Consider the following 12,198-nt stretch of genomic DNA (forward strand, 5'->3'; position numbering starts at 1 on the left):
ATGCGGTCAGCGCGTTCTCTGGTGATTGAATAGCTTTTTACTGTTATTCAATCAACAAGCCAATCATCACCGACTTGATACAAAATCTATCGTATGTTCAGTGTGTAGGCTGCATAACAACACACTAGGACATTTGTTAGCATTGCTAGTGGCACTGGTTTTTCAAAAATTACTGACACTAGAAAAGCTAAGTATTTCTTTTAAGACGCTTTAGTTTTAACCCAATCAGCTACACTTGCCAGCGCTTGAGGTAATTTGCTTGCGTCAGTGCCGCCTGCCATTGCCATATCTGGCTTACCGCCACCTTTGCCACCTACTTGACCTGCAACAAAGTTGACTAGCTCACCTGCTTTAATCTTGCTAATTAAATCAGCTGTCACACCAGCAGCTAGGCTTACTTTACCATCGCTTACACTGGCTAACACAATCGCGGCTGATTTAAGTTTGTCTTTCAGCTTATCCATCGTTTCGCGTAGTGCGTTTGCATCTGCGCCATCTAATGTTGCAGATAACACTTTGAAACCTGCGACTTCAATGGCTTGCGTTGCTAAGTCATCACCTTGTGAAGACGCTAGTTTCGATTTGAGTCGTGCTAGCTCTTTTTCTAATGATTTTGCATGATCACTTAGTTGTGCAACTTTAGCTGCTAATTCAGATACTGGTGCTTTTAAGTCGTTTGCTAAGCTTGAGATGAGTGATTGCTGTGTGTTGATGAGATTTAGAGCACCTTCGCCAGTGGTCGCTTCAATACGGCGTACCCCAGCGGCTACGCCACCTTCAGATGTAATCTTGAATAGGCCGATATCACCAGTGCGGCTTACGTGAGTACCACCACATAATTCGCGGCTTGAGCCAATGTCTAGTACGCGAACTTCATCGCCATACTTCTCCCCAAATAGCATCATCGCGCCAGTTTTCTGTGCAGACTCTATGTCCATTACACGAGCTTGGCAGACAGCGTTAGCTAATATTTCTGCGTTAACGATTTGTTCAACTTTTGCGATTTCATCATCGGTCATCGGCGCAGTGTGCACAAAGTCGAATCTTGTTTTACCTGTATCGACTAAGGACCCTTTTTGTTGTACGTGCTCACCCAACACTTCACGTAGTGCTTTATGCATCAAGTGAGTAGCTGAGTGATTCCGCATCGTGCTGGTTCTGGCTTGTGTGTTGACACGCGCAGTTACTTGGTCACCAACATTTAATGACCCTGTTTTTAACACGCCATGGTGACCGAATACTGCTGCTTGAATCTTTTGCGTATCTTCAGCTTCAAAAATACCGTTTGCACCACGCAACTCGCCGCAATCACCGATTTGACCACCAGACTCTGCATAGAATGGGGTGTTGTCTAAGACCACAACGCCAGTTTCGCCTTCTTTTAATGTAGAGACTGCGGCGCCATCTTTATATAAAGCGGTAATGTTTGCATTAGTTTCTAGCTTGTCATAGCCATGAAAGCTAGTCGCAACGCCGTCGTATTCAAGGTTGGTTGCCATTTTGAATTTGCCCGCAGCGCGCGCTTGTTCTTTTTGGCGAGTCATTGCTGCGTTAAATGCATCGGTATCAACGGCAACGTTACGTTCACGGCAAATATCTGCTGTTAAGTCGAGTGGGAATCCGTAAGTATCATGAAGTTTAAATGCTGTTTCACCATTAAACACTGCAGCGGTATTGGCAAGCTCAGTTTCTAGAATTGCCATACCATTTTCAATGGTTTCAAAGAAGCGATCTTCTTCTTGTTTTAAAATCTCTGTAATACGTGCTTGGTTGCTTGTGAGTTCAGGATAAGCGCTGCCCATTTCAGCCACTAGATCCGGTACGATTTTGTGGAAGAACGCGCTGCGTACACCAAGTTTGTAGCCATGACGAATTGCACGGCGAATAATACGACGCAACACATAACCACGCCCTTCATTACCTGCAATCACGCCATCCGCGATTAAGAAGCTACAGGCGCGGATATGATCAGCCAGCACTTTGAGTGATGGGCTACTCAAGTCTGCCGTTTTAGTTTCACGCGCTGCTGCTGCGATTAAGGTCTGGAATAAGTCGATTTCGTAGTTGGCGTGTACGTGTTGTAGCACGGCTGAAATACGCTCTAGGCCCATACCAGTATCTACCGATGGTTTTGGCAATGGGTGCATTACACCAGCTTCATCACGGTTGAACTGCATGAAAACGTTGTTCCAGATTTCAATGTAACGATCACCATCTTCATCTGGGCTACCTGGAGGGCCACCAAAATGGTGAGCGCCGTGGTCATAGAAAATTTCGGTACATGGTCCACATGGGCCAGTGTCACCCATCATCCAGAAATTATCAGATGCGTAACGCGCGCCTTTGTTATCGCCGATCCGAATGATGCGCTCTGCAGGCACGCCGATCATGTTATTCCAGATGGCATAAGCCTCATCATCTTCAGCGTATACCGTGACGGTTAGCTTATCTTTAGGTAGTTTGAATACGTCGGTAAGCAGTTCCCATGCGTATTTGATGGCATCTTCTTTGAAGTAATCACCAAAGCTAAAGTTACCTAACATTTCAAAGAATGTATGGTGGCGTGCGGTGTAACCTACGTTTTCTAAGTCATTATGTTTACCGCCAGCGCGTACACATTTTTGGCTTGAAGTGGCACGGGTATATGGGCGTTTATCAAAGCCAAGAAATACGTCTTTGAATTGGTTCATCCCAGCGTTGGTGAATAATAGGGTAGGGTCACCATGCGGTACTAGTGAGCTTGAACTGACAATCTCGTGGCCTTTGGATGCAAAGAAATCAAGAAATGCCTGGCGAATTTCGTTGCTGCTTGGGGTGCTGCTAAGTTGTATGGTCATAAAGTTTAATTTTAATCGCTTGTTTAATCGTTATCATTAACGGTTAGTATTTTTTTAATCAGTTCAAAGCCAAAACCACGGCTTTGTAAAAACCTTGCTTGTTTCGCCCATTCCTCACGATTTTGTGGGTAGGCCTTGAATTTCTTACGCCACACTTCAGTCGCGTTATCCAGTTCTGTCGATTTTAACGTTTCTACTGCATCCGTAATTAATTGGTCTGCAATGCCTTTTTCACGTAATTCATGCGCTATTTTAGCTGACCCAAACTTGGCTTTTCTCGCGTGAATAATTTGCTCAGTAAATCGCTGGTCTGAAAGCCATCCCCTTGCTTTAAAGTCATCTAGTAAAGCAGGGATGTCATCATTTTCGTCTGCATAGGCTTTTAGTTTTTTGCTAAGCTCGATATAAGAATATTCGCGCTTGGCTAAGTAATCTAAAGCGCGCTGACGCAGCGATTTAACGACAAAGGTTTTAGTCATCCTCGCTACGTGGTGCAGTCATTGCTTCGCTTAATGATTTAGCATTAGCACGAATCTTAGCCTCTAGGTCCGCAGCAATTTCTGGATGCTCACGCAAGAACTCTTTTGCATTTTCCTTACCTTGACCAATTTTTTCGCCATTGTAGCTGTACCAAGCGCCTGCTTTTTCAATCAGTTTAATATTAGCGCCAAGCTCGATGATTTCACCAAAACGAGAAATGCCTTCGCCGTACATGATGTCAAACTCAGCTTGTTTGAACGGAGGGGCTACTTTGTTTTTAATCACTTTTACGCGCGTTTCAGAGCCTGTGACCTCATCACCTTTTTTAATCGCGCCAGTACGACGAATGTCTAAGCGTACAGAAGCGTAAAACTTAAGCGCATTGCCGCCTGTTGTTGTTTCGGGGTTGCCAAACATCACGCCGATTTTCATACGGATCTGGTTAATGAAAATCACCAAAGTGTTAGTGCGCTTGATGTTACCTGTTAGCTTACGTAGTGCTTGGCTCATTAGGCGTGCTTGTAAGCCCATGTGTGAGTCACCCATCTCGCCTTCAATTTCTGCGCGTGGGGTGAGTGCTGCCACTGAGTCAACGACTACGATATCTACTGAGCCTGAGCGCACGAGCATGTCTGCAATTTCAAGCGCTTGCTCACCAGTGTCTGGTTGTGAAATTAACAGATCAGGTACATTTACACCTAATTTAGCTGCGTATTGTGGATCCAGTGCATGCTCTGCATCAATAAATGCGGCAACGCCGCCTAGTTTCTGCATTTGTGCAATGACTGAAAGGGTTAGTGTGGTTTTACCTGAAGACTCAGGTCCGTAAATTTCTACGATACGGCCGCGTGGTAGACCACCGATACCTAAAGCAATATCAAGACCGAGGGAGCCAGTTGAAACGGCTTGAATATCTTCGCCGATATCACTATCTCCCATGCGCATGATAGACCCCTTGCCAAATTGTTTTTCAATTTGTGAAAGTGCGGCAGAGAGTGCTTTAGCTTTATTATCATCCATTGGGTTTTTACCTTTATTTTGAAGTGCTTAAATTAGCTTTCAATTATTCCATATTTTACAGTTTAGCGTAAGTCTCATCGGTGCTTAACCATGTGTATTTATGGCAATCATGACGAATAAATAATAATCTTGCTTGTGAAGTCAACGCGATCTTTTGTTATTCGTTATGTGTAAGCGTAGTTGTGTAATTTTAAGGAGAGTGACAATGAAAGTATTTCGTTCATTATTAGTGGCATTAGCGATAGGCGCTGCTACTTTGTCTAGTGCTCAAGCACGTGATTCTGTGAGTTTGTCTATTAATATCGGTGGCCCTGGTTATTATGCATATCCAGCGGTAACGCACTATGTTGCACCGCAAGTTGTGTATTATCCAACGCATCGTATTTATCACGGCGCACCCTATGCCTATCAGCCTTATCCGGCTGTTGTGTACAGAGGTGGACATTATTATTCAGGGCATCGTCACCATCGCGGACATGGTCATCATGGTGGTGGTCATCGTAGATAGTGTGTTAGGCTAGTTTTTCAATAAGCCCTGTTAGTAGAAAAGCGGTGGCTTGTTGCCTAATTTCAGAGCGGCTGCCTGAAAATTGCTGAGTACAAGCGAACATGGGTAACTGAGTGCCTACCCATGCAAAGCATACTGTGCCAACTGGCTTTTCTGGACTGCCTCCATCTGGCCCTGCGATGCCGGTAATGCTAGCTACAATATGGGCATGGCTATTTTTTAAAGCGCCTGTTGCCATTTCAGCGGCAGTTTGTTCGCTTACAGCGCCAAAGGTTTCTAATGTTGTTTTAGAGATGTTTAGCATTTCAATTTTGGCGTTGTTGCTGTAGGTGACAAAGCCTCTATCAAACCATGCTGAGCTCCCTGCAATGCTGGTCACGGCTTGCGCCACCATGCCACCTGTGCATGACTCTGCCAGCGCCAATAGGTAGCCATGTTGCTTAAGCTTAATGCCTAGATTGATTGCTAAAGCTGAGTGGTTATCCATTCCAAGACCTTTAGGCAAAATATAGCGTAGATAGCAGCTAGTAAATCATCCAACATCACGCCCAATCCGCCTTTTACTTGAGCATCGCATTGATGGATTGGAAATGGTTTCCAGATGTCAAACAATCTGAATGATAAAAATGCAACTAACCACCACTGCCATTGATTAATGGTGAAAGTGAGCACTAACATTATAGCGACGATTTCGTCCCAAACAATGCCGCCATGATCTGATACGCCTAGTGCCTGACCTGTTTTCTCGCAAAAATAAATTCCCACTAAAAACAGCAGGGTGATTAATGTTAATTGCGTTGTTAATGTGTAGGTGTGAATCAGCCAAAATAGTGGTAGTCCAACCAATGTGCCAAACGTGCCTGGGGCTTTCTTGGCAAGGCCGCTACCAAACCCTAGTGCAAAAAAGTGGGCAGGATGTGAGATTAACAATTTGAACGTTGGGTGTGAATGCTTGTTAACCAAAATGATCAAATCCTTTTTTAGTAATATTTAATATTTTTTGACAATGCGTAATAATGAGATCTAATTGTGGCGTGGTTTCACCAATTAAACTGAGCGGTAGCTGTAACTGACTACTTAATTGATGAATACAGTCACGTTGCAATTTAGGTGCGGTAAAAAGTAGTTCATAGTCGTCGCCTCCTGCCAATATGCACTGTTGTATGTTGCTATCATTTAGATGTGTACGTAAATAATCGTCACAGTTGATATTTTCCAGAGTAAGCTTCGCACCTAAATTGGATGCCTTAAGTATATGGCTTAGATCTGCGGTTAGGCCATCAGAGATATCAATACAGCTATTGGCAACGCCACGTAATGCTAGGCCTAATGCAACGCGAGGTGTTGGTGCGTTTAGCACATTAATGCAATAAGATAATGTGGGTTCCGTCAGCGCGATTTTGCCTTGAAGGTGAGACAGCCCTAGTGCAGCACTGCCTATCAACCCCGACACCCAAATATCATCACCAATTTGAGCCCCACTACGCTGAATTGCTTTGCCTGTTGGAACTTCCCCCATGATTTGTATGCTTAGGGTTAATGGGCCTTTTGTCGTGTCGCCACCAATTAAGTCAATATCAAAGGCTTGCGCACATGCGAAAAATCCTTTGCAGAACTCTGCAAGCCATGTTTCGTTAACTTCAGGTAAGGCAATGGCAAGCGTTGCCCATTTGGGCAGCGCACCCATGGCGGCCATGTCTGAAACATTAACCGCTAAAGATTTCCAGCCAATATTATAGGCAGGTGCATCGTGAAAGAAGTGAGTGCCCGCTACCAGCATATCTGCTGAAATTGCAAGCTGTTGACCTTGCGCTACACGAATTAATGCGGCATCATCGCCCACGCTCAAGTCTGTATGTTTGGTATTGCGTGTGAAGTATTTCGCAATTAAATTAAACTCGGACATTTTTGTTGTGCAATAGTGTGTGTTAGGCAGTTGGTGCTGATTTGGGTCTGAATGCTTTGACGATAGCTTCATTGGTTTCAATTCTTGGCATTGGGCTATCTGGTGTGCCAAGTAAGTCTATACAGTATGGAACTGCAGCAAATATGCCATGTACTAGCGTGTTTCCGGCCTCATCTTTTAAGCCTTCCAATGTTTGTGCAATCGCTTTAGGTTGCCCGGGCAAGTTAATAATTAAACATTGCTTGCGAATGACAGCAACTTGCCTAGACAATATAGCTGTCGGTACGAAATTTAAGCTTATCTGCCGCATTTGTTCACCAAAACCAGGCATTTCTTTATCGGCTACTGCTAGCGTTGCTTCTGGTGTCACATCACGTAAGGCAGGGCCTGTGCCACCAGTAGTGAGAATGAGCTGGCAATCTTGAAAGTCCACTAAATCTATTAGTGTAGATTCGATCTCGTCTTGTTCGTCTGGGATGAGTCGAGCCTCAAGTGTAAATGGTGAGGTAAGTGTTTGTGTTAGCCATGCACGTAGGCTTGGGATACCTTTGTCCTCATATTCTCCACTACTTGCACGGTCGCTAATTGAAACTAATCCGATTTTAATGAATTCTTTGGTCATTTTTGTGTCACTAGTACTTAAGCAAGACTGAATCATACCATTACCAAACTCAAAGGATATTTTATGCCAGCTATTCGTGCCAAAAAATCATATGGAAATTTAGCAAAGATGATGTTGTTTTCCCTCGCTAGTCTGGGTCTAGTAATGTTTGCTCATCAGCTATATGCCGCGGATCAGAACCCATATGAGCAAAATTATAAAAGGCAGAATATGAATGATTTGAAATCATTGCAAACTAAGCCTGAGACTAAGATTTTTGTAGGTAATCATAAAGATGATGACAATATCACCATGTTAGAAGACGGATATGATTTGATGGGTACCTCAGGCTTTTCGTCAATGGAGGCGTCATCAGACCTAGCCTTGCAACATGCAAAATCAATTAAGGCCGATATTGTCATGGTTTATCAAAAATATGAGTCAGCGCAAGCATCGAGCTCAAAGTTACAACTCATTAAAGAAGCTGCGAATAAAGGTGGAGAAATTGACCCAAAAGATTTGGAAGATGGGCCTACACAATATCTATACCATGCAAGCTATTGGGCAAAATTGCCTATGCCTTTGTTTGGTGTGCATGTTATTAAGCTCAAGCAGTCCAGTGCTGATGAAGATACACCTAAAGAACTGCCTGGCTTAAAAGTGATAGCAGTGATTAAATCATCTCCAGCATCATCAATGGGGCTAGTTCGAGGTGATACACTACTTAAGCTCGGTGATGTTAGCTTAAAAAGCGCTGATGACTTATTTCTAGCAGTAAAGCGTTATGCTGGTCAAAAAGTGCAAGTTGAGTTTCAGCGAGGCGATATTGATATGAAAAATATCGCACAGCTAAATGTTCGCAAATAAAACCAACTTATTAAATTGAGGGTGTAAATAATTTTGTGTAAACGTCATTTTGCAGGAAACTGCTATTTTCAGAAATGGATAAAAAATGACGTTACCAAAAGCCTTACCCAACGATTTAATTGATAGCCTGCTATCAAACTATAAGAAACCAGAAGACCTGATTGGTGAGAACGGTCTTCTCAAACAACTCACCAAAGCATTAGTTGAACGTGCGCTTCAAGCCGAGATGTCAGATCACCTTGGTCACGACAAACACGAGCCAGTCACCAATAGCACCGGCAATGCACGTAACGGTAAAAGCCGTAAAACTTTAAAGGGTGAATTTGGTGAACTGCCGATAGAAATTCCCCGTGACCGTGAAGGCAGCTTTGAGCCACAGCTTATTCCTAAACACCAAACCCGCTGGACAGGCTTTGATGACAAGATCATCTCACTGTATTCACGCGGCATGACAGTGCGTGAAATCCAGGCACACCTCACCGATATGTATGGCACGGAAATATCACCTACACTTATTTCAACTGTCACCGATGCGGTGGTGGATGATGTAAAGCAATGGCAGTCACGGCCACTGGATGCGGTTTATCCAGTGGTGTATCTGGATTGCATCCATGTCAAAGTACGTGATGCCGGTGCTGTCAGAGCGAAAGCAGTTTACCTTGCTATCGGTATCAATATGAACGGCGAGAAGGAAGTGCTGGGGCTATGGATTGCACAGACCGAGGGCGCCAAGTTCTGGCTCTCCGTGGTGACTGAACTCAAGAATCGCGGCGTGCAAGACATCTTCATTGCCTGTGTGGATGGCTTAAAAGGCTTTCCTGAAGCGATTGAAGCCGTTTATCCAAAAGCTGCGGTACAGCTCTGCATTGTGCATATGGTGCGTAACAGCCTGAATTACGTGGGTTGGAATAAGCGTGACCTTGTGGCTGCCGATTTAAAGCGTGTCTACACGGCAGCGACCGAGGCTGAGGCTGAACAATACCTAACTGAGTTTGAAGCAACCTGGGATGATGCTTATCCACCGATAGCGCAATCCTGGCGCAACAACTGGGCGCGCATCATACCGTTCTTTGATTATCCTCCGGAAATACGCAAGATCATCTACACCACCAACGCCATTGAATCGGTGAACATGAGCTTACGTAAAGTGACGAAGAGCCGGGGTTCATTTCCGAACGATGAGTCTGTGATGAAATTGTTCTATTTGGCGCTGATTAACATCAGCAAGAAATGGACGATGCCGTTGCGTGATTGGAAACCTGCATTAAATAGGTTTACTATTCAATTTGAGGAGAGGATGCCTCAGCAGTAATTAACCGACGTTTACACAAAATTCAGGACACCCTCATTAAATTGGACCTGATTCAGTTAGTTTAAGTGACTGAGTGCTTTCGGATATACCACTTTACTAGGCTGAATGAAGATGGCTCTATATGGGATTTTAACTCAGCCTGTGTAATGAGGCTGAGTGGTTTCTAATATTAAACTGAGTGAAATAAATCAGCGCCTATACTGACTATTTTTGAATGAGAAAAACAAAACCTTCTTCATTTTTAAGCTCTTGTAACAATGTGAATTGATTGTTTGCTACTAGCGTACGTATATTACTGATTGTACTTTCTTTACTAGTAATCACTTTGAGTATATCTCCGCTTGGTAAGGCATCTAGTGCTTCTTTTGTGCGGATAGTTGGAATTGGGCTGTCTTCATGGCGTACATCAAGAACGGAATTGAAATTTATAGTCATGATTATTATCACCTTGTTTGCTACATACTGATGCAGATATTAGTGCAACAGTATGCGATGGACTCTAAGTGTTGCGAGATTGCCTAAATATTCAGCAAGTCTAGCGCTTATGCTTCAGACTCGTCTTCATCTTTAGGAGTTTCATTGCTAGTAATGTCACGAAGTAGTTTAAAAATTTCTCTGCTACTTTTAGGAGGTTTGTTTGCGAGATGTTCTTTTTGCGCATTACGAATAAGTGCGCGAAGTTGCTGACTGTCAGTAGTTGGATGCAGTGCCATAAACTCAGATAATGCATTTGCGTCGCTGATAAGTCGATCGCGCCAGCGCTCTAGCCCGTGGAAATAAGCGTTTTCAGCGGTATTTTTGCCTTCCCAACGAGATAGTTGCTCGATAATCGGCGCAGTGTCAACTTCACGCATCAGGCGTCCCAGATATTGACGATGACGGCGTATTGCACCATTTGCAGTAATTTTTTTGGTATCCATCACGGCCGTGAATAGCTCTTCAGGCAGGTTAAGTTTGATGAGTCTATCTTTGGGAAGCTCGGATAAGCGTACACCAAGCGCTTGTTGCGCATCTGCCTCGGCTTTAAGTTTTGTTTTACTCGTAGGCAAGTCTGCATCTAAATTTGCATCGTTGCTTAATTCTGTATCTATTGTTGTCTTTTTAGGTTTCATGCTGAGGTATTATATCAGTTATGCAGTTGAGTTATTAACGTACATTTTTTTATAGTAGAAAGCGTTATGTCAGATTCGGGTTTTAGTTATACATTAGATGAAATTAAGCAGATGTCAGAAGACGTGCTTAAAGTTGCCAAGACACTTGGCGCGAGTCAGGCCGAGGCTGAGTTGAGCTTGAGTATTGGACAAAACGTTTCTGTGCGTATGCAGGAAGTTGAGCATATTGAATATAACCGTGATAAGGGCATGTCGGTCACTGTTTATTTTGGGAAACAAAAAGGTCATGCCAGCACTTCAGACTTGTCTCCACAAGCCCTCAAAGATACTGTTGCTGCTGCTTGTAATATTGCTAAATATACAGCAAAGGATGATTTCTGTGGATTGGCTGATGCTGATTTGATGGCTAGCAATGTTCATGATCTCGATTTGCATCACCCGTGGGATCTGTCTGTTGATGAAGCGGTTTTAATTGCTAAACAATGTGAAGAGGCCGCTTTAGCGGTAGATACACGGATTAACAACTCTGAGGGAGCGAGTGTATCAACAGGCACCGGATTTTTTGCTTATAGCAATAGCCATGGATTCACTGGAGGCTATCCGAGTTCACGCCATGGAATTAGTTGTTCGGTGATTGCTGAGTCCGGCGATAGTATGCAGCGTGATTATTGGTATGCCACAGCACGTGCACCAGAAGACCTGCAATCAGCTATAGAAATTGGTACGCTTGCTGGTGAACGTACGGTTAAGCGTCTAAATTCTCGGAAAATAAAAACTTGTCAGGTACCAGTGCTATTTGAAGCACCGCTAGCAAGTGGTTTAATTTCAACGTTAATTAGTGCAGTCTCTGGTGGTAACTTATATCGTAAATCTTCATTTTTGCTAAACAGCTTAGGACAGCAAATAGCATCACCTTTATTAAACATTAATGAAGAGCCTCATATTAAAAAAGGTCTAGCAAGCAGTCCGTTTGATAATGAAGGTGTGTCGACTATGTCGCGCCAGTTGGTCAAAGATGGCGTTTTACAGGGCTATGTGCTTTCTAGTTACTCTGCTAGGAAGCTGGGCTTGAAAACTACTGGCAATGCTGGTGGTAACCATAATTTAATCGTGCAGTCTGGAGGGCTAGATTTAGCTGGATTATTAAAGGAAATGGGCACAGGCTTGCTAGTTACTGAGCTGTTGGGTCATGGCCTGAATATGGTGACTGGTGACTACTCGCGTGGTGCAGCTGGTTATTGGGTGGAGAATGGCGTGATTGTGCATCCTGTTGAAGAGATTACGATAGCGAGCAATATGGCTGAGATGCTGAAAATGATTGTGGCGGTTGGGAACGATGTACTGATACAAGGTTCGAAACAAGTAGGATCTATCCTAATTGAGCGCATGACTGTGGCGTGTGAATAATGCGCTTCAGCGCATATATTCCACGGACAAGACCCTTGCGGTTTAGGCGTGTGAATAATGTGCTTTGACGTATGAATAATGCGCTTCAGCGCATATATTCTACGGGCAAGCCATATGCGGGCTTAGCACATATATCCACGCAAAACCT

13 protein-coding genes are annotated in these 12,198 nt (G+C 43.8%); 4 read left to right on the forward strand and 9 right to left on the reverse strand.

Annotated elements, in window-relative coordinates; all coding sequences use genetic code 11:
- Positions 1–200 precede the first annotated feature (200 nt).
- Genes alaS through recA form a run of 3 tightly spaced genes read right to left on the reverse strand, consistent with a single transcriptional unit; the run spans position 201 to position 4,337 of the window.
- Positions 201–2,837, reverse strand: coding sequence for an alanine--tRNA ligase (alaS, locus tag A391_RS0103725; RefSeq protein WP_019897436.1), 2,637 nt, complete (start codon positions 2,835–2,837; stop codon positions 201–203).
- A 23-nt stretch (positions 2,838–2,860) separates the two neighbouring features.
- Positions 2,861–3,316, reverse strand: a complete 456-nt coding sequence (recX, locus tag A391_RS0103730; RefSeq protein WP_019897438.1) for a recombination regulator RecX — start codon at positions 3,314–3,316, stop codon at positions 2,861–2,863.
- A complete protein-coding gene (recA, locus tag A391_RS0103735) occupies positions 3,309–4,337 on the reverse strand; it encodes a recombinase RecA (RefSeq protein ID WP_019897439.1) in 1,029 nt (342 codons plus the stop codon). Before recA ends, recX begins: the two co-directional genes overlap by 8 nt.
- A gap of 205 nt (positions 4,338–4,542) precedes the next feature.
- Between recA and A391_RS0103740 the strand changes: the two genes are divergently transcribed.
- Positions 4,543–4,845, forward strand: coding sequence for a hypothetical protein (locus tag A391_RS0103740; protein ID WP_019897441.1), 303 nt, complete (start codon positions 4,543–4,545; stop codon positions 4,843–4,845).
- Between the two features lie 4 nt (positions 4,846–4,849).
- Here A391_RS0103740 and A391_RS0103745 read toward each other — a convergent pair whose 3' ends face one another.
- From A391_RS0103745 to mog, 4 genes are read right to left on the reverse strand one after another with little or no spacing between them, the layout of a single operon-like run.
- Positions 4,850–5,332 carry a CinA family protein gene (locus A391_RS0103745; RefSeq protein ID WP_019897443.1) on the reverse strand — a complete coding sequence of 161 codons (483 nt, stop codon included), beginning with the start codon at positions 5,330–5,332 and terminating at the stop codon, positions 4,850–4,852.
- Positions 5,311–5,808: a phosphatidylglycerophosphatase A family protein gene (locus tag A391_RS0103750; RefSeq protein ID WP_019897445.1), complete on the reverse strand. Its 498-nt coding sequence runs from the start codon at positions 5,806–5,808 to the stop codon at positions 5,311–5,313. The genes A391_RS0103745 and A391_RS0103750 overlap by 22 nt, the downstream gene beginning before the upstream one ends.
- Positions 5,801–6,751 carry a thiamine-phosphate kinase gene (thiL, locus tag A391_RS0103755; protein ID WP_019897446.1) on the reverse strand — a complete coding sequence of 317 codons (951 nt, stop codon included), beginning with the start codon at positions 6,749–6,751 and terminating at the stop codon, positions 5,801–5,803. Before thiL ends, A391_RS0103750 begins: the two co-directional genes overlap by 8 nt.
- A 22-nt stretch (positions 6,752–6,773) precedes the next feature.
- Complete coding sequence (gene mog, locus A391_RS0103760) at positions 6,774–7,373, reverse strand: molybdopterin adenylyltransferase (RefSeq protein ID WP_029143974.1); 600 nt, start codon at positions 7,371–7,373, stop codon at positions 6,774–6,776.
- Positions 7,374–7,436: 63 nt separating this feature from the next.
- Here mog and A391_RS0103765 point away from each other — a divergent pair, with 63 nt between their 5' ends.
- Positions 7,437–8,219, forward strand: coding sequence for a PDZ domain-containing protein (locus A391_RS0103765; RefSeq protein WP_019897449.1), 783 nt, complete (start codon positions 7,437–7,439; stop codon positions 8,217–8,219).
- 85 nt (positions 8,220–8,304) lie between these two features.
- Complete coding sequence (locus A391_RS0103770) at positions 8,305–9,531, forward strand: IS256 family transposase (RefSeq protein WP_019897450.1); 1,227 nt, start codon at positions 8,305–8,307, stop codon at positions 9,529–9,531.
- 204 nt (positions 9,532–9,735) lie between these two features.
- Here A391_RS0103770 and A391_RS0103775 read toward each other — a convergent pair whose 3' ends face one another.
- Together A391_RS0103775 and yjgA are read right to left on the reverse strand one after the other, a co-directional pair.
- Positions 9,736–9,966, reverse strand: coding sequence for a sulfurtransferase TusA family protein (locus tag A391_RS0103775; protein WP_019897451.1), 231 nt, complete (start codon positions 9,964–9,966; stop codon positions 9,736–9,738).
- 107 nt (positions 9,967–10,073) lie between these two features.
- Positions 10,074–10,643, reverse strand: a complete 570-nt coding sequence (yjgA, locus tag A391_RS0103780; RefSeq protein ID WP_019897453.1) for a ribosome biogenesis factor YjgA — start codon at positions 10,641–10,643, stop codon at positions 10,074–10,076.
- A gap of 66 nt (positions 10,644–10,709) precedes the next feature.
- Between yjgA and pmbA the strand changes: the two genes are divergently transcribed.
- A complete protein-coding gene (gene pmbA / locus A391_RS0103785) occupies positions 10,710–12,050 on the forward strand; it encodes a metalloprotease PmbA (RefSeq protein WP_019897454.1) in 1,341 nt (446 codons plus the stop codon).
- Positions 12,051–12,198 lie beyond the last annotated feature (148 nt).

Source organism: Methylotenera mobilis 13 (assembly GCF_000384255.1).
In the GTDB taxonomy this organism is placed as follows: domain Bacteria; phylum Pseudomonadota; class Gammaproteobacteria; order Burkholderiales; family Methylophilaceae; genus Methylotenera; species Methylotenera mobilis_B.

What these genes read in the sequence shown, in the direction of transcription:
- alaS (WP_019897436.1), bottom strand. Translation starts at nt 2,837, where the DNA reads ATGACCATACAACTTAGCAGCACCCCAAGCAGCAACGAAATTCGCCAG.
- recX (WP_019897438.1), bottom strand. Translation starts at nt 3,316, where the DNA reads ATGACTAAAACCTTTGTCGTTAAATCGCTGCGTCAGCGCGCTTTAGAT.
- recA (WP_019897439.1), bottom strand. Translation starts at nt 4,337, where the DNA reads ATGGATGATAATAAAGCTAAAGCACTCTCTGCCGCACTTTCACAAATT.
- A391_RS0103740 (WP_019897441.1), top strand. Translation starts at nt 4,543, where the DNA reads ATGAAAGTATTTCGTTCATTATTAGTGGCATTAGCGATAGGCGCTGCT.
- A391_RS0103745 (WP_019897443.1), bottom strand. Translation starts at nt 5,332, where the DNA reads ATGGATAACCACTCAGCTTTAGCAATCAATCTAGGCATTAAGCTTAAG.
- thiL (WP_019897446.1), bottom strand. Translation starts at nt 6,751, where the DNA reads ATGTCCGAGTTTAATTTAATTGCGAAATACTTCACACGCAATACCAAA.
- mog (WP_029143974.1), bottom strand. Translation starts at nt 7,373, where the DNA reads ATGACCAAAGAATTCATTAAAATCGGATTAGTTTCAATTAGCGACCGT.
- A391_RS0103765 (WP_019897449.1), top strand. Translation starts at nt 7,437, where the DNA reads ATGCCAGCTATTCGTGCCAAAAAATCATATGGAAATTTAGCAAAGATG.
- A391_RS0103770 (WP_019897450.1), top strand. Translation starts at nt 8,305, where the DNA reads ATGACGTTACCAAAAGCCTTACCCAACGATTTAATTGATAGCCTGCTA.
- A391_RS0103775 (WP_019897451.1), bottom strand. Translation starts at nt 9,966, where the DNA reads ATGACTATAAATTTCAATTCCGTTCTTGATGTACGCCATGAAGACAGC.
- yjgA (WP_019897453.1), bottom strand. Translation starts at nt 10,643, where the DNA reads ATGAAACCTAAAAAGACAACAATAGATACAGAATTAAGCAACGATGCA.
- pmbA (WP_019897454.1), top strand. Translation starts at nt 10,710, where the DNA reads ATGTCAGATTCGGGTTTTAGTTATACATTAGATGAAATTAAGCAGATG.